The organism is Bacillus sp. 22446, from assembly GCF_052044955.1.
In the GTDB taxonomy this organism is placed as follows: Bacteria; Bacillota; Bacilli; order Bacillales; family Bacillaceae; genus Bacillus; species Bacillus altitudinis.
The window spans coordinates 176,335-194,067 of the sequence record NZ_JBQEOD010000006.1 but is presented as its reverse complement, the minus strand read 5'-3'; the positions used below and the strand labels follow the sequence as shown (position 1 = coordinate 194,067).

At 42.2% G+C, this 17,733-nt stretch carries 16 protein-coding genes; 4 read left to right on the top strand and 12 right to left on the bottom strand.

The annotated features are described in order from the left end of the window. Positions 1–10: 10 nt before the first annotated feature. From ACTJJD_RS13760 to ACTJJD_RS13745, 4 genes are all read right to left on the bottom strand, one after another. Entirely contained in the window at positions 11–1,243 is a 1,233-nt protein-coding gene (locus tag ACTJJD_RS13760) for a PucR family transcriptional regulator (RefSeq protein ID WP_017358555.1), read from the bottom strand. 125 nt (positions 1,244–1,368) lie between these two features. Next, on the bottom strand, positions 1,369–2,916 hold the full coding sequence (gene pruA / locus ACTJJD_RS13755) for an L-glutamate gamma-semialdehyde dehydrogenase (protein WP_440608538.1): 1,548 nt from the start codon (positions 2,914–2,916) through the stop codon (positions 1,369–1,371). A 23-nt stretch (positions 2,917–2,939) separates the two neighbouring features. After that, entirely contained in the window at positions 2,940–3,857 is a 918-nt protein-coding gene (locus tag ACTJJD_RS13750) for a proline dehydrogenase family protein (protein ID WP_007498256.1), read from the bottom strand. Positions 3,858–4,018: 161 nt separating this feature from the next. Next, complete coding sequence (locus ACTJJD_RS13745; protein ID WP_440608537.1) at positions 4,019–4,822, bottom strand: nucleotidyltransferase domain-containing protein; 804 nt, start codon at positions 4,820–4,822, stop codon at positions 4,019–4,021. Between the two features lie 60 nt (positions 4,823–4,882). On the opposite strand from ACTJJD_RS13745, the gene ACTJJD_RS13740 reads away from it, so the two are divergent. After that, on the top strand, positions 4,883–5,197 hold the full coding sequence (locus ACTJJD_RS13740) for a hypothetical protein (RefSeq protein ID WP_008342068.1): 315 nt from the start codon (positions 4,883–4,885) through the stop codon (positions 5,195–5,197). A gap of 70 nt (positions 5,198–5,267) precedes the next feature. On the opposite strand, the gene ACTJJD_RS13735 is transcribed toward ACTJJD_RS13740, so the two are convergent. Then, positions 5,268–6,230 (bottom strand): acetylxylan esterase, encoded by a 963-nt coding sequence (locus tag ACTJJD_RS13735; protein WP_440608536.1) that lies wholly within the window; start codon positions 6,228–6,230, stop codon positions 5,268–5,270. 210 nt (positions 6,231–6,440) lie between these two features. Here ACTJJD_RS13735 and ACTJJD_RS13730 point away from each other — a divergent pair, with 210 nt between their 5' ends. Beyond that, positions 6,441–7,226, top strand: a complete 786-nt coding sequence (locus ACTJJD_RS13730) for a carbon-nitrogen family hydrolase (protein WP_181891158.1) — start codon at positions 6,441–6,443, stop codon at positions 7,224–7,226. Positions 7,227–7,271: 45 nt separating this feature from the next. On the opposite strand, the gene ACTJJD_RS13725 is transcribed toward ACTJJD_RS13730, so the two are convergent. Then, complete coding sequence (locus tag ACTJJD_RS13725) at positions 7,272–8,177, bottom strand: LysR family transcriptional regulator (protein ID WP_440608547.1); 906 nt, start codon at positions 8,175–8,177, stop codon at positions 7,272–7,274. A gap of 118 nt (positions 8,178–8,295) precedes the next feature. Between ACTJJD_RS13725 and ACTJJD_RS13720 the strand changes: the two genes are divergently transcribed. After that, positions 8,296–9,069: a class I SAM-dependent methyltransferase gene (locus tag ACTJJD_RS13720; protein ID WP_327877968.1), complete on the top strand. Its 774-nt coding sequence runs from the start codon at positions 8,296–8,298 to the stop codon at positions 9,067–9,069. Positions 9,070–9,299: 230 nt separating this feature from the next. Here the strand turns inward: ACTJJD_RS13720 and ACTJJD_RS13715 are convergent, their stop codons facing one another. The 5 genes from ACTJJD_RS13715 to ACTJJD_RS13695 all read right to left on the bottom strand — a co-directional run bounded on the left by ACTJJD_RS13715 (position 9,300) and on the right by ACTJJD_RS13695 (position 14,656). Next, entirely contained in the window at positions 9,300–10,676 is a 1,377-nt protein-coding gene (locus tag ACTJJD_RS13715; protein WP_440608535.1) for an MFS transporter, read from the bottom strand. A gap of 120 nt (positions 10,677–10,796) precedes the next feature. Continuing rightward, complete coding sequence (locus tag ACTJJD_RS13710; RefSeq protein ID WP_065459800.1) at positions 10,797–11,804, bottom strand: LacI family DNA-binding transcriptional regulator; 1,008 nt, start codon at positions 11,802–11,804, stop codon at positions 10,797–10,799. Positions 11,805–11,881: 77 nt separating this feature from the next. Further along, positions 11,882–12,829: a dihydrodipicolinate synthase family protein gene (locus ACTJJD_RS13705; protein ID WP_217816199.1), complete on the bottom strand. Its 948-nt coding sequence runs from the start codon at positions 12,827–12,829 to the stop codon at positions 11,882–11,884. A gap of 410 nt (positions 12,830–13,239) precedes the next feature. Further along, on the bottom strand, positions 13,240–13,797 hold the full coding sequence (locus ACTJJD_RS13700) for a shikimate kinase (protein ID WP_025206715.1): 558 nt from the start codon (positions 13,795–13,797) through the stop codon (positions 13,240–13,242). A gap of 85 nt (positions 13,798–13,882) precedes the next feature. After that, complete coding sequence (locus ACTJJD_RS13695) at positions 13,883–14,656, bottom strand: IclR family transcriptional regulator (RefSeq protein ID WP_100325507.1); 774 nt, start codon at positions 14,654–14,656, stop codon at positions 13,883–13,885. A 143-nt stretch (positions 14,657–14,799) separates the two neighbouring features. Between ACTJJD_RS13695 and ACTJJD_RS13690 the strand changes: the two genes are divergently transcribed. Further along, positions 14,800–16,161 carry a hypothetical protein gene (locus ACTJJD_RS13690; protein ID WP_440608534.1) on the top strand — a complete coding sequence of 454 codons (1,362 nt, stop codon included), beginning with the start codon at positions 14,800–14,802 and terminating at the stop codon, positions 16,159–16,161. 241 nt (positions 16,162–16,402) lie between these two features. Here the strand turns inward: ACTJJD_RS13690 and ACTJJD_RS13685 are convergent, their stop codons facing one another. After that, entirely contained in the window at positions 16,403–17,713 is a 1,311-nt protein-coding gene (locus ACTJJD_RS13685) for an MFS transporter (protein WP_008342087.1), read from the bottom strand. Between the last annotated feature and the right edge of the window lie 20 nt (positions 17,714–17,733).

Genomic DNA, 17,733 nt, shown 5'->3' with positions numbered 1-17,733 from the left:
GAGTCCACGCCTATTGATCTTTTTTCATCAGCATCAATTCAATAAATAACTCACAACGCTGGCTAAAATGACTTAAATCGATAGACGTCATTTCAAAAATTTGTTTCATTCGATAGTTTAGTGTATTTTGATGAATAAATAATTGCTCTGCAGCTGGTTTTAGCTTGCAATTATTCAATAAGTAGACCTCTAAGGTTTTTAAAAATGATGTTTGGCTGTCACGGTCTTTTTCCTTTAGGCGCAACAAATCTGGATTAAAGTCGTTTTTCTTTTTTTGGTGACTGTAAATCGAGTCTAAGAACCGGAAGACCCCCAAATGCTCGTAATCGTATGGGATTAATTCCTGTCCGCCGACAATCTTCACTGCTTTCACGACTTCTATCGCTTCAAATCGACTTGTGCTCATTTTCATGACATCTCGATATTCTCTTCCCATCCCAATATATAAAGGAGATGGGTGTGTATGCGTTTTCGATTGAAGATGGGCGACGACATCCGCAGCGGTCGCTTTTGGTGAGTGGCGATCTGACAAACTGCCTAATATCACGACGATGTCTGCTTGCACAGAGTAGACGTGATTGACCTTGTCTTCTAGCTGTAAATAGGTTCTAATCACATCCTTCACATCTTCTGCCGTCTCACTTTTGTTATCGGCGGCATGAACAACCATCACAGTAAAGACAGCTGGCAGTGGAATGCTTAAATTCTCAGCTTCCCATTTCAGCTCTTCTTCTGTATAAAAATGATCATCCATGACCTTTTTGAAGAACTCTTCAATCTTGCCTTCCTTTTTCTCCAACTGTTTCTTATTTTTATAAATAACTTTTCCAACCTGAAACGATGCCTCGTGTAAAAATTGCAGCTCCTCTTGAGAGAGAGAATCCTCAATGTCCTGCACCCAAATAAAGCCGACAACCTCTTGTTTGTGCTTGGCGCTCACAGCCACCCGACGATTAAACCCGAGCTCCTCATGACCATTCACATAAAAAGGATTTGAATCTGTATATAGCTGCTCAATGACCCCTGTTTTTTTTAACCAATCCACCACAGCTCCCGGACATTCCTTTGAGAAAATGGTTTGCTGATTGACTGGGTCGAACTGCTGGATGCTGTAAGAATTATAAGCAAGCAGCTGACATTCAGTACTTTCTAAAATGACTGGTTTTTTTAAATAACCACTAATAAATGCAATTAATTTATCGACATCAAAAAATGTATGAAGCTTTTCTAATATCTCTTCCATCCCGATTGCTCCCTGAATAAGTGATACATTTATCATACTTCTTTCCAGTCAGATTTGTATAGAAACAAGTCGTAGACAGGTAAAAAAAGCATGAACTCGCCTGCACGAGTTCATGCTTTTCCATATTAAAACATTTCGCTGATCGTTTTGGCCTGCATGTGCAGAGCAAGGTAATCTGGACCGCCTGCTTTTGAATCAGTTCCTGACATTTTAAAGCCGCCAAATGGGTGGTAACCCACAATCGCTCCCGTACAGTTACGGTTAAAGTAAAGGTTCCCGACATGGAACTCCTGCTTCGCACGGTTGATGTGATCACGATTATTTGTAATGACCGCACCGGTTAACCCGTATTCTGTGTTGTTGGCTACTTCAAGCGCCTCATCAAAGCTTGAGACTTTTGAGAAAGCTAGGACAGGTCCAAAGATTTCTTCTTGCATTAAACGAGATGTTGGCTCTAGATCTGCAAACACGGTTGGATGAATGAAGTACCCTTCTGAATCATCACTTGTTCCGCCAGTGACTAGACGGCCTTCTTGCTTGCCAATCTCGATATATTCTGTGATCTTGTCAAAGGAAGCTTGATCAATGACAGGTCCCATGTACACATCAGCTGATAACGGATTCGCTGTTGTTTTCGTTTCTGTGATTTCTTTCACTCGCTCAACGACTTGGTCATACAGCTTCTCGTGGACGACAGCACGAGATCCAGCCGAACATTTCTGACCCGAAAACCCGAAGGCTGATGTGAAAATGGCGTTAGCCGCTAATTCAACATCTACATCCTCATCTACAACGACTGTATCCTTACCGCCCATTTCAGCAATGACACGCTTTAAATGCTGTTGTCCTGGCTGTACCTTTGCCGCACGTTCAAAAATACGTGTGCCCACTTCTCTTGATCCAGTGAATGTAATAAGGCTTGTTTTTGGATGATCTACTAAGTAATCTCCAACTTCTGCTCCGCTACCTGGCACGAAGTTGACAACACCTTTCGGAAGACCTGCTTGCTCCAGTTCTTCTACAAAGCGGGCAGCAATGACAGGCGTCGCACTTGCTGGTTTTAAAACAACTGTATTCCCAGTGACGATTGGCGCTACTGTTGTTCCTGCCATGATCGCAAACAAGAAGTTCCATGGTGGAATGACAAGCGTCACGCCAGTTGGTGTGTACACATATTGATTGCGTTCCCCTTTGCGGCTGTTCACCGGTTTGCCTTTCGCAAGCTCTAGCATTTGACGGGCATAATACTCTAGGAAGTCAATGGCTTCTGCTGTATCTGCATCCGCTTCATTCCAAGGCTTCCCTGCTTCTTTTACGAGAAGGGCTGAATACTCATGCTTTTTACGGCGAATGCTTGCCGCAGCGCGGAATAAGACGCCGGCTCTTTCTTCTGGAGACGTGTAGCGCCATGTTTCAAACGCTTTTGCCGCAGCTTGAATCGCTTGCTCTGCCTCTTCTTTCCCAGCTTTTGATACGGTACCCACGACTTCTTCCTTCTTCGCCGGATTGATCGAGACAATCTTGTCTGTTGTTTCGATTCTTTCTCCATTAATCACAAGCGGATAGGTTTGCCCAAGTGATTCTGTTACTTTGGCTAATGCTTGTTCAAACGCTTGGCGATTTTCTTCCTGGCTAAAATCCGTGAATGGTTCATGCTTGTAAGGTGTTGTCATCTTTGTCACGCTCCCGTTTCAAATTATTTTCTCGTCATCCCTTTTAAAGCAAATGCAATGTTTGCCGGTCGTTCTGCAAGACGTCTCATGTAGTAGCCATACCACTCTCGTCCATACGGGGTGTAGACCCTCATTTGATAGCCTTCCTTCACGAGTGCTTGCTGCGTTTCTGATCTCATGCCATACAGCATTTGAAATTCGAACTGATCTGTCTGTATATTGTGTTTTTTCACAATATGTTTCGTAAATTCGATCATTTGATCGTCATGTGTCGCAATGGCTGTATAATTCCCTGAGAGTAACTGCTTTTCGATCAGCTTCTTGTAATTCTGATCGACGTCTTTTTTGTTTGGATACGCCACTTCGGCGGATTCCTTATAGGCACCCTTTACAAGTCTTAAAAATGGCTGCAACTCATTTAGGTCATCAAGATCTTGTTCTGTTCTGTACAAATACGCCTGCAAAACCGTACTGACATACTCATATTGAGATTTCATTTCTTTAAAAATGTCCAGCGTTTTTTGACAGCGCTGTTCATCCTCCATATCAATTGTCACCATAATACGGTGTTTCTCTGCCGTATCTAAAATACTTTTCATATTGCGATACACGAGATCATCGTCAATATCTAAGCCAAGCGATGTCATTTTAAGTGAGACGTGGGAATTGAGTCCCGCCTCTGCAATTCGCTGAATGGTTTGAATACACTCATTCGTCCGCTCATTTGCAATCTCTGCCTTTGTGACAAACTCACCAAGGTGATCAACCGTTACGGCCATACCTTGATCGTTTAATCGTTTGATGACAGGGATAGCGCTCTCAAAATCCTTCCCACCGATGATTTTCTTTGATGCAACAGCACTTCCCCAATTACGAGCAATATGGTTCAAGAGACTGCTCTTTGACAAAAACAAGAAGAAATTTCTTGTGACCGACTCCATAAAGGGCACCTCCCACTCTTTGTAAGCTATGTCTTTATTGTAAGGCTCATGAGCTGTCCGCTACAATATTTGAAGATGACAAAAATTCTGACTTTTTTTGTGGTTTTATCACAATAGGAGATAAAAAAAGAGTCTGCCGCTATCCGGCTGACTCTCCCCTCCTACGCCCACACCTCATCAAGGGTAGACTGCAAAAGCTCATTTAATTCTTGCATCAGATTGTCTTTCGGCTGATTGTAGCTTTTCACCAATTCATCAAAACGCGCCAGCTCTTGATCAATAAATGGATGGACATGAGCGAGACGGTTCTCTACATCCATTTCTTCTCCGTTCATTTTACGTTTGAGCAGTTCGTGAATTTCTGCTAACAGCGGGCCTTCCTCCACTAGCTCCTTGAGTAATTCATGAAAGTCCATTGGTGGAACTGTTCGGTAACGTTCAATCCACTGGCAGGCAAGCAGCGGACGAAGCACATAGAAATACTTCTTGATTCGCACCTGCTCTCCTCGTAAATGCCGGCTTTCATTCCGCTTCGCCATATTGAGGTAATGATACATCAAAGCCGCAGGGTAAAACGCTCGATCCTTTAATTCTCTTAGCTGCTTTGCCAAAGAGAAAGATTCAGCATAGATGATATCAGAAGACAGCCATTCCATAATGGACGGATTTGATTTATTGAATAGGCGCAGTGCCTTTCTAAGCTCCCAGCCACTGATATCAAGCATGTCATCAATAGGTCGTTCTATGACATCACGATGCTCTTCCATCGCCCAATACCATTCTTTCCGGGGAACATATAAAAAGCGAACATCATAATCACTATCGGTCGAGGGAAAACCCCATGCCCTGCTGCCCGATTCAATAGCGAGACAAATCTTGACGTCATACGTTTCTTCGATGATTTTCAGCTCTTCCTTAATTCTCTCTCTCAAGTGTCCATCAACTCTTTCTATAGAATTCTGCATGACTTCTTCACCTTTTGGGAAAATACGAATAAGACATATATGAAAAAGGAGTTGGATCTGATGTCTATATCTCGCATTATGAAATGGATCACTGGGATTTTTGAAGCTTGCCTTGCTATCCCTGTGATCGGAGGTCTATTCGTTATCAGCAATGGCTATTCACCGCTCATGGTCATGCTTATTCTGCATATTATCACACTCGTCTTATCGAAGCGAGACCAGGGACCAATGATTGGAAGTATCATTGGAATTGTCACATCCTGCCTTGCATGGATTCCGATTCTCGGATTCATCCTTCACATCATCACAGCCCTTGCCCTGATCGTTACAGCATTAGTGCCTGATGAAAAAACAAGACAGAACACCAGTTATTAAGCTGATCGCTCCAATAGCTGAAAAAGACAAAGAGCTAAAATAAATGTCATTTTAGCTCTTTGTCATGCTCTTATGTTGATAGAAGCAAATGCTTTTGTAAAAAGGACAGCTTCTCTGTTTGAAAAGCAGGAATAAACTCGTGCCCAAAATATCGGTACACTTTCAGGTCTTTATCTGTTTCTAAATGGTTGTATGCCGCAAACACAGTAGATGGCGGGGTTATTTTGTCAATCAGACCGATCGCCATCAATGTTGGCTGTTTCACCCATCCAGCTAAATTGATTAAATCAAAATAGCTTAATGTCTCAAATGCCTTTTCCTCCACTTCCGGATCACTGTTTCTTCGAAAGTATGAATTGATTTCTAAATAAGGCTGCTCCAAGGCAACATCAACTGCACGCTCAAAATTTGATAAGTAAGGATAGTCTGCCACAACGACTTTTGGAATGTCTGAAAGAGCTGCGGCCGCAATCGCTAACGCACCCCCCTGACTTCCACCGATCACGCCGATACGATGTTCATCTACTTCGGGGAAAGACTGAATGACTTCAAGTGCACGAACAGCATCTAGATAAACGCCTCGATAATAGTACGTATCCTTCGATAAAATGCCTTTTGTCATCCATCCTAATGCATGCCCGCCTGGCGTCACTGATGTGTCTTCACTGCCACCTTGACCACGGACGAGCATACCAAATGTTGCATAGCCGTGCAGCGCCCAGTTGACGATGTCGTGAATGCCGCCGTCATAGCTGGCATTATAGCCATGAAAACGAACGAGCGCTGGATGCGGACCAGTTTGATCAGGCACAGCATAAAAGCCTTCAATTTTAGAATGTCCAAAGCTTTGATACGTCAGGCGGTACACCTTGACGCCTTTCACTGGATAGTCATAAGATTCAAGTGTTGGCTCTGCCTCCACTTGGCGCAGTTCTTCGAGCGATTTCTTCCAAAAGTCTGAGAAATCAGGACGTGCTGTTTTCTTTGGTTTATATTTTTTTAGCTCTTCTAGTGATAAATCGAACAATTGCATATCATACTATTCCCCTTTGTTTTATTAGTTATGAGTATCATACCACTCATTTCTTGATTGAGAAAGTCATTTAACAAAACCTTCTGACATTTCTATTGGCAAAGATGGCGGAAAGCTTTATGATAAAGAAACTGGCTTGAAGACTAGATGTTTCAGGCAATATCACCCGAACCATTCATTGCATGAAACGAATAAAGGAGGACGACCGACATGAACATCGCCCTGATTCAAATGGACGTACAAATAGGAGAACCTGATGTAAACTTTCAGAAAGCAGAAGCATGTTTAGAAGAAGCCATCCGCCAACAGCCTGATTTGATTATTCTACCTGAAATGTGGAATACCGGCTATGCGCTGGAACAAGCGGATGAGCTTGCCGATGCAGATGGTGAGCGGACAAAAAAACTCTTCTCTTCCTTTGCTCGTCAGCACCAAGTGTATCTCATCGCTGGAAGTGTCTTGAATAAACGGACAACAAATGAAGATATCACCAACACGATGTATGTGTTTGACCGTCAAGGTGAGCTTTTGTTAGATTATGATAAAATTCATTTATTCCGCTTAATGGATGAACACAACTATTTAACCGCCGGTCATCAGCTTGGTTTATTTAACTATGATGAAGATGTCAAGATTGGCACCATGATCTGCTATGACCTCCGCTTCCCTCAGCTTTCTAGGACGCTCGTGAACAAAGGGGCGAAGGTGCTTGTTAATACCGCTCAATGGCCGTCAGCAAGAGTGGACCATTGGCGCAGTCTGCTCATCGCAAGAGCCATTGAGAATCAGTCATTTGTGATTGCGGTGAACCGGACGGGCACAAGCAGAGACACTGAATTCCCTGGTCACTCCATGGTGATTGACCCGCTTGGACGCATTCTACTTGAGACAAATGATGAAGAAGACATTTATTATGCAAACATTGATCTTCAGCTCGTAGATGAAGTGAGACAACAAATCCCCGTCATGACAGATCAGCGGCTGGATTTATATTAGAAAGCAGGGGGCTCCCCTGCTTTTTACGTTTGATTAAACGTTTGTTTAAGCTTTTCCTTGATTCTGTTGAAGGTCCATGAAGGCTTGAGCGGCTTTCGTTAAATATCTTTCTTCCACATATGCAAACACAAGTGTGCGGGTTGGGCATGAATCAATGTGTAAATAAGTGACTGCTTTCCTTTCCTCTTGTGCCACCATTTTCGGCACCACCGTCACACCTAGCTCATTTTCAACCAATGCCTGAGCTGTTTGAATATGACTTGTTTCAAATGCAATCCTCGGCCGAAAGCCATGATGACGGCACAGTTCCGTGACCACTTGCCGAAAGCCATATCCCTCTTTCAGCATAATAAATGGGGCATCTTCCAGAAGATGAAACGGGACAGACCCTTCTTGTTCCGCTTGATTGATGATTTCATTCAGTTCATCCGTCAACCACGGTTGAGCCGTTTGCGGAATGGCGAGGAGAAGCGGCTCTGTCAGCATTTGTTTTGTTTTCAATGATTCATGCTCGACAGGCAGAGAAAGAATCGCCAGATCCAGTTTCCCAGCGAGTAAACGTCTTTCTAGCTCACGAGGCGATTCTTCTATCAAATGAACGTGAACGTGCGGATACGTTTGACAATAGGTTTTTAATAAACTTGGCAGGACATATCCCCCTGTGACAGCTGGCGCACCGATCAACAGTTCTTTCCCTACCTCATAAGCAGCTTCCCCCATCTCACGCAATAAATCATCTCGTTCCTTCAAAATGGTTCCTGCTCTTTTGATCAATCGGTTTCCTTGAGGTGTAGGAGTGACTTGTCCATACTTCCGAATAAACAGAGGAGTATCTAATTCCTCCTCAAGTTTTTTAATTTGCTGACTTAACGAGGGCTGTGCAATGTGAAGTTTTTCCGCTGCTTTTGTAAAGCTTTGCTGCCGGTACACTTCCATGACATATTCCATCATTCGTATATCCACTTCTCTCACCTCATAGGTTTTAACTATTCATATCATATCTTTTATGTCTTAGACAAATCACGGGAAGAACCCTACGATAAAGAAACAACAAAAAGGGGGTAAAGGAATGAATCCATATTCAAAAGCCGAGAAACAATTCTCACAAAATGCAGAGAACTACCGAGATTCACCCATCTTTGCAGCTGGAAAAGAACTTGAATGGATGAAAACGGCGGCGAAGGCAAAGGGCGATGAGCATCTACTTGATATCGGCTGCGCGGCAGGTCATACCGTTTTTTCCTTTTCAGACGTCATCTCTAAAGGAATCGGGATTGATGTCACACCCAAAATGATCGAGGTTGCTACAGCACTTGCAGAAGAGCGACAGCTGAACCACATTACGTTTGAGCAGGCATCCGCAGACGCATTGCCCTTTTCTGATGCATCATTTGATCTGGTCACATGCCGATTTGCTGCTCATCACTTTCCACATCTCCCGGCAGCCATGTCTGAAATCAGCCGAGTCTTAAAGAAAGGCGGCAAATTTCTACTTGTCGATCATTATGCACCTGAAAACCAAGCACAGGATGACTTTATTAATCATTTAAATAGACTGAGAGATCCCTCCCATGTGCGAGAAAGCTCGTTATCAGAATGGAAAGAGCTTTTCGCTGACAACCATCTGACGAAAGAAGATATCCGTTACTGGGATCTGCATATTGATTATCAGGACTGGATCATACGAGGACGTACACCAGAAAATGTTCAAAAGGAAATCGTTGCCCACCTTCATGCTGCAGACGATGAAACGAAACAGCTGTTTCAACTGCAATTCGACGAACATCGTCAGCCAACATCCTTTTGCCTAAAAGCTGCACTGCTTCAAGGGATCAAACATTAACCTGATCGAAAAAGTCTACCCTAGCCGGTAGACTTTTATATTATGAATATACATTTCCACTATCTGATAGATATTACTTTTCATGTTCGTGAGAAGGAGTGTTGCATGATGTTTCTATTATAAGATAATTGAACTGAGGTAGGTTAGGCTTTTTCAAAAGTGTACGTAAATCCTCTGAATAAAAAAAGAACCTACCCTCTTTAGAATAAGTTCTTCACTGCATGCATCACTTACGGTGCAATATCCTCTAATACTTTCTCTCTCGTTTCGATCATTTTAAAAGCAAGAATTGCTCCCACTACAGTCACACTTGCAAAAAGAATAAAAATAGTTGAAACACCGCTCACCTCTAAAATAAAACCTATCATAATAGGAGCAATCGCTGAGGCCAGCCTAAGCCACGCTGTAGCAAATGCCGTACCAATTACCCTCATACGGGTTGGATAGATTTCAGGTGTATATAAATAGAGAAGAACTGTAATGGTCCCCATCATTCCGTAGGCAGCGGACCCTAAATAAATAACGCTTTCTGGAGAATTCGCTCCGCTGATCCATAAAGCCGTTAATAAAGCACCTGTTACGAAAAATGCAATGGTTGCCCAGCGCTTCCGTCCTACTTTATCGATTAAAAATGCACAAGCGAATACCCCTATGGTCTGTAAAATATTTGTGAGAGAGGCTGCCCTTAATGAATCTCCAACTGGCAAATTGTAAACAGTATTATAAAGACTCGGTAACCAGTTATTTAGTCCATTCGATACAAAGTAGGCAGAAAACCATAGTCCCCATACGATCAATGTTCTTTTACGATAAAAAGTAGAAAAGAGCTCTTTCCAGTCGCCTTTTTCAGTGCTGCTGGATACTTGATTTGCAACAGGCATTCGTTTGTCCGTACTAGCTTCAATCTCTTCAATGATTCTTTCGGCTTCATCTAACCTGCCTTTTGAAATAAGCCATCTTGGAGATTCGCGCAACATGAAAAAGAAGACAAAGACGATTAAACCGCCAATTCCACCAATCAAGAACATCCATTTCCACCCAAAGCTAGGGACAACAAATGCACCAATTTGAGCTGAGATCATTAATCCTAATGGAAAAATCATCTCATAAAGCATAAAAAACCTCCCTCTCCCTTGGGCCCGAGACAACTCATTGATATATGAGGCCGCTACTGGCACTTCTCCTCCTACTCCAATCCCCTGTATAAAACGAAAAATAAAAAGGGCCATAAAGTTACCTGAAAATACACATGCGATACTCATAATAGACATGAGAAATACAGTCCACTTTGCACTAAATACACGGCCACGTCTTTCTGCTAACCATCCAAAGAAAATAGCACCAATCGCTTGTCCGATATAACCAGACCCAATAAGAAGACCAATTTGAGCAGGTGATAAATTCCACATGCCGATGAGAACTGGGAGAACAAACGCTAAAGATAGCGCATCAAAAGCATCAAAAAAGGTAGCAGATCCCATAATGATACGAGGTTTTAAATGCCATCTCGAAAAAGGTACACTTTCCATCCTAGTCAATAGTTGTGAAGCTCTATCAACAACTTGCTCATCATGAGAATTTGAATTTCCGCTGAGTTCTAACGTCATAGTATCTCCTCCTTAATAGAGGAAATGATGCAAAAGTACATGCTGATGAACACAAAAGAAATCGCTTACATTTTAAATGAAGAGAAATTCTAAAGCGATCATACGAGTTTTCAGCATCTATCATTTCTTTTTTGGCGTTCCCGTGGTGCCACGATCTACATAGTACATCGGAAAGATATGTTCCATCTTCTCTAACTGTTCTCCTTCTACTAACTGCATTAGTAAAGAAACCGCTTTTCTTCCCATTCCAACTAAATCAACATGAACAGAAGATAAAGAAGGGGTTAGAAAACTTGCAATGGGCACATCATCAGCACCAACGACAGATAAATCATGAGGTATTGACACATTTGCGATATCTGCCGCTTTCATGACCCCTATCGCCAAAAAATCTGAAGAGCAAACAACTCCAGTCATGTGCTGGTTTCCTTGGAGAAATTGAGAAACCACTTCTACTACTTTTCCCCCATCAAATTCATCTAACTCAAACACAAGCTCTTTGTTCATTGTTAATCCTAAACTTTTCAGAGTACGCTCATACCCCTTATAATACCTCACACTATGCATCGAACTCATTGGACCATTGACCAGTCCAATGGTTCGATGACCTTTATCAAATAAGGCCGTTACAGATTGGCACACACCTTCTTCATCATCAGGCCTGACACATGGAAATGGAGAATCCTCTAAGTAACTTCCGACAACGATAATGGGAATAGCCAAACTTTTTAACCAATCCATGCTCAATTCTTCATTTCTTGGAGAAAATAAAATAGCACCATCTACAGCCTGCGTTTCAAGTAATCGCTGCTGCTGTACAGATGTAAATGACATCAACATATTGAATTCAGTCTCATCTAATTCCTTCGCTATCCCATCTAAAATCGTCGAAAAAAATGGATTATTCAAAATATATGAACCACGCGGAACCACGACAGCAATATTGCCAGTCTTTCTTTTAACGAGCCCTCTAGCTCCTAAATTAGGACGATAGCCTAATTCATCAATCACTTGTTTAATTCTTTCAGCCGTTTGAGCACCTACTCCTGGTTTGCCACTTAATACTCGTGAAACAGAAGCGATAGACACTCCAGCTTTCAATGCGACATCTTTAATACTTACTGACACATTTCATACCTCCGGGAGTCTGTTGTTTTATACTCTATTATAACCTGACTCACCTTCATCATGAAATCAATGGTCTGTTATTTACTAACGTTTTCCTTAAGTAAACCAACACTTTGAAGGCCCTGACGAATCTCTTCTTTTTCCTTATGAGTTAAAGGTAATACTGGCTTCCTCGCAAGCGAACTGCTGATCAAACCTCGCTGGAACATCGCTTCCTTCATTCGCAGATGAGAGGTAGAGGAAGGTTCATCCATTTTATACACAGCATGCTTTAATTCAAAGATTCTATCGTACACTTTATTAGCCGCTACAAGGTCTTGTTCTTCCACACATTTCACAAGCTCAGCAATCAAATCTGGTACAAAACAGCCGAAACCTACAAGCGCCCCATCAATTCCTTGAACTAATGTTGGCAATAAATATTCATCGTGACATGTGAGCAACGATACATCTGGTGCATGCTTTTTCAGTGCGCGCACATCGACTTCATATTGCGCCATGTCTCTTTGACCGATTTTAAATGAGACAACGTTTGGAATCTCCGACATTTCTAATAATTGACTGGTTGTATAAGAGGTTTTTGTCCATGTTGGATACTGATGGACGATGATTGAAATGTCAATTGCTTCTGCAACATCTTTAAAGAATTGGACAGGTGACTCAGGCTGCATACCGAATCTCAGCCATGAATGTGGCGGCATAAGAAGAATACCTTCTCCACCAGCTTCCTCCACTGCTTTTGCATGCTGGATCGCTTCAATTGTCCCTTCAGCTGAAACCCCAGAAATGACAGGAATTTCTCCCTTTAATTCATCGGCTGCAATACGCACAGCTTCAGCTCGTTCATGTGGCAGCAAAGTCATAATCTCGCCAGTATGTCCATTGACAACGATCCCATTAATCCCTTCGTGCCCCGCCACCCAGCGAACAAGCTTACGAAAAGCAGGTTCATCAATTGAATAGTCATCTTTAAAAGGAATTAAGACTGCCGGGAATACACCGCTCCATTTTTCTTTATTTTTCATCAACAAATTCCTCCCCATCCGTTATAGTAAACGTTTACGGTAAGCGTTTACGTTAATAATCATAGAATGATATAACCGAAGGTGTCAACCAGATTTTTAAAAATTATAATAATTCAAAAAACTATTATTGGAATTTAGATACTATTTTATTTTTTCAAAAAAAGAAAATGAGAGATATATGTCGTTTCCCGCATCAATCAAAAACCTCATCATCTTGACCTAGTTGTAGTCTAATCAACACTTTTTTCAAATGGCTAGACACACCACATAAAGGATGCATACATTTTGATATAGTGACGAAGAAAAAAACATCTTTTCTTCTTTTTTTCATCCATCATCCAACTTAGACTGTGATTTCTTTGACTACTCCTGATCTAATAGAAAAAGTCTACCCCATAGGATAGACTTTTTTATTTCGAATATAGATCCCAGCCAAGCTTGAGTGTGTCGACAATATAATTGGCGACTTCTTCAGCTTCTAGATGATCTGTTTCCACTCTTGAGTTATGAAGGGAATAAATTTCACGGCGCTCTTCAAACAGCTCTTTCATCTCGTCAAGCGTGCGGTTATGAAGAACAGGACGGTTTTCAATTAAAATATCCAGCCGCTGCTTCCAATTCTCCCAAGATAGGTCAAGGAAAAGAACCGTACAATGCTTTAAGCAAGATCGTTTGATTTCTTCCTGTTTAAACGCACCGCCTCCAAGAGACACGATCTTTAGCTGAGTATGTTCACATAAATCGACGATATAGTCCTTTTCAGCCTGTCTGAAGAAATCTTCTCCTTTTTGCTGAAACATTTCTGGAATCGTCATGTTGTACTTTTTCTCAATCTCCTGATCAACATCAATAAAATCTCTATATAACTTTTTGGCAACCAGCTGCCCAATGGTTGTTTTCCCAACGCCCATAAAGCCAATGAGGACAATATTTCGCTGTCTCACAGGAATCTCTCTATTGTTTTTCATGTTCGTGACACGTCCTCCTTACGACAAGGAATGCTACATAATGTTTCTATTATATGATAAATGGACTGAGAAAAGATAGGCATTCTTAAAAATTGTGTTTGACGACGTAACCGAGCTGTTCGGAGAGCTTCTCGGCATGCTCTTTCACTTTTTGCTGCAGCTGAGGGATGACATCTTCAGTAAATCGTTGGGTCGGTCCAGATATGGATAAACATGCCTGCACTTCCCCATGAATGTTAAAGATCGGTGCCGCCACTGCCGCCGATCCGACTTCCCGTTCATCAATACTGCAAGCGGTATACGTTTCAAGAATATGACGACATTCTTTTTGCCATTCCTCCATCGTCATGTGATCAGCCTCAGACGCGAAAACTTGCTGTTGAAACTCTTCGCTTTGGAAAGCAAGCAGCACCTTTCCACCAGCACCAGCGTATAACGGCAGCTTCTCACCGATTTTCACAAGATGCCGAATCGATTGCAGCCCTTCGGCTTGTTCAATACATACCCTGCTTTTGTGATCGAGCACATACAGGTTGACGGTTTCCTTTGTTTCATCACGAAGTGTGTACATGAGCGGTTTTGCCAGTTCCCTCAATTTGATGGACTTCCCAGCAATATAACCGAGAAGATAAAGTCTTTGACCGAGCCGGTACTTCATTGTCTCTTGGTTCTTTTCCACAAAATGATTCATTTCAAGTGCCTTGAGCAGTCTCGTTGTGGTAGACATTGCTAAGTTCATCTCTTTTGAAATGTCCGTTAGCGTCAGCTCTTGACGTTCTTCGCTAAAGCAAGAAAGAATATCCAAAGCGCGCTGAACGGTACGCAATCCTGATTCTTCTTTTGACTTCTTATCAGCCATGTTCACTTTCTCCTTTTCCCCTTTGATTTCTTATCGACATGATTGACCAATTTTGCTATAATCCATTTTAAATGTTCCATTAAAAGAAAACAAATTCCACTGTATGGAATAAAACCAATAGATGTTTTGATGGAGGAGATATCATGATCTACCTGCTCATTTTCACACTTCTTATTAGCTTATACATCGTTCATCAACTATTCCCTGCTCCCATTCTCTCCTATTTGGTTGGTCTGCTGGCGGCTGCTTCGCTCACCATTTCCTTTAAGAAGGCAAGTGGGCTTTATTTGAAAACGGGTGCTATGTTTCTCTTGATTGGATTGGTGTTATTTTTCTGGTCAGAACAGCCTTTGCATACGCTTTTTCTTCATTTTCATTCCATGCTAGGCTTGCTTTCTTTATTTTTCATGTTGCCATTTATTCATTCTCTCATACATGTTGGACATTTCGATACTCAATTAAATAAACTGCTTACCCTACATACAACGAGTACAAATCAGCTTTATCGCAAGAGTTCATTTGTCACTCATGTTCTTGGCATGTTTTTAAATATCGCAACGATTCCCTTATTATATACATCCTTGAAACCGTCGCTGAACGCCCTTCAGGAACAAGTCAAACAGCACCTTTATACGCGCAATCTTTTAAGGTCATATGCGCTATGTCTTAGCTGGAGTCCTGTCGAAGTACTGGTGAGTGTCACCATTGATGCAACCAAATTGAAATATTATCAGATTGCACCCGTTACCTTTTGTTTAATGGTGATTGTGCTGTTGACGGACTGGTTGCTGTTTTCTCGTCAAAGCAAACGATTGCCGCATATCATCCAGCCGGCAGAAGCTCACTCCAACCCTCATCGCATCAAGAGAAAAACCATTCAGCTTGCTTTCATGCTGCTCAGTTTTATGACAGTCGTTTCGCTTGTTGACGCCTGGATTGGAAAAGGTTATCTGTTCGCTGTTGTGCTGACGATTATTCCTTTCGCTCTATTATTCTCGTCTATCATCAAAAAACGAAAACAATATGTAGCTGTCTCTATTCCCCATTGGAAAGAACGAACCCGTCAGCTCTCCAATTATATGTGTCTATTTTTAAGCGCGGGCTTCTTTGTCGATATGCTACTTGTCACAAACAGCCTGCAGCCGATTCAAGCATTTATCGTCAGTATATCAGATCATGCCATTTGGGTTTATGGGGTCATCGGGCTGTATTTTCTCATCACCGCTCTTTGCGGTTTTCACCCGCTCGTTTCGCTTGCTCTCTTAGTGAGCTTGATGGCACCTGTCATTCATGAATTGCCTGCCCTTCCCATCGCCATCATGCTCATTATCGCTGGAACCTCAACGGTCATGTTTAGCCCATATAATGTATCTGTCTCCCTATTAGCCGATTTGATGAAGGTCAACCCTTACCGAATCACACGATGGAATATCTGGTTTGCTGGTTTTTATATCAGCATGGGGATCGCATGTGCAACGATCATCACCGTCATCTTTTATTCATAGAAAAAGAGAACCCAATGAGTTCTCTTTTAAGATAGTTGACAAAGGGCTAAAATGAACTTGATTTTAGCCCTTTGTCTTCTTTTCAGCGTGATAGAAAACCTTTGCAGCCTAGGAAGGACGAGTACCGGCGCGGAGCGAATTTGACATTCGTGAGCACCGAAGCGCAGGACTGACAACGAATGCGAGGGTTTGTCTACACGCTGAAAGAGAACCCAATGAGTTCTCTTTTTCTTACTCTCTATTATTTTAATTGAATCCGTTCAATCTTACCTACAATAAAGATATACGACAACGCTCCGCCTAATGCCACTAGGCTGACGAATAAAATACCGCCGTTGTAAGAGCCTGTCGCCGATACAATGAATCCGATGATCAGCGGGGTGATGATGCCGGATAAGTTAGCAAAAAAGTTGAATACGCCGCCAGCCAGCCCGACCATTTCTCTTGGTGCTACCTCAGACAGCATGGTCCAGGAGATATTAGACAGTCCTTGCGCAAAGGATGCGATGGATAAAATGGTCAGCACAAGCGGGATATTCGTTGTAAAATTCGCTAAAACAATGGTACTTGTCAGAAGCAGACCGACCACAACCGGCAGCTTTCTCGCTACATTGACCGATACACCCTTTTTAAGCAACCAGTCAGACACATAGCCTCCAAACAGTACCCCAAAGAATGCAGCGATGTATGGCAGGGATGCCGCAAAACCCACTTTGAGAAAGGCCATATTTTTCGCCTCTGCTAAATAGGTCGGAAACCATGTTAAAAAGAAAAAGAGGGTAGACGCAACAGAAAATTGACCAATATAGAGTCCAATCAATTTACGATATTTTAAAAGTGCGGCAAAGTCTGCCCATTTCAATTTCTCCTGTGATGCCACTGTCAGCCCTTCGCCTTGACGGATCAATTCTAACTCATCTTCATTGATCTTTGGATGCTCTTTCGGTTCGTGATAATACTTGTACCAAAAGAAAGCAAATATAATACCGAGCGCACCAGCAGTGATAAAGACGGTTCTCCAATCGAAAGTTGTCATGATCCAAAAAAGAAGAGGTGTCGCAAATGCAAGCCCCACATACTCTCCAGCGGTATAAACCCCTGTTGCAAATGCGCGTTCCCGCCTTGGAAACCATGTGGTCACAATGCGATTATTCGCAGGAAATGCGGGAGATTCTGTAATTCCGATAAACAAACGGCAGCCAAATAAGAAGGCAAAGCTGTTCGCAAACGCCTGTAAACCGGTGAAAATAGACCAAGTAATGAGTGATATTCCATACGTTACCTTTGATCCAAACTTATCAAGAATAAAGCCGCCAGGGATCTGCATGGCTGTATAGGTCCAGCTAAATGCTGAAAAGATGAGGCCTAATAAGGCAGGGTTTAATTGCAATGAAGACTGAATCGCAGGTGCAACAATGGATACACTGGCTCGATCAATATAGTTAATAGCGGTAATAAAAAACAACAGAATCAAGATGCCGAAACGAGCTTTTGTTGGTTTCGCATAAGCAGGCCGCAAGTCGTTCCCCTTCAGTTCTGAATGCACTTTCATAACCATCCTCCTTTGTTTCC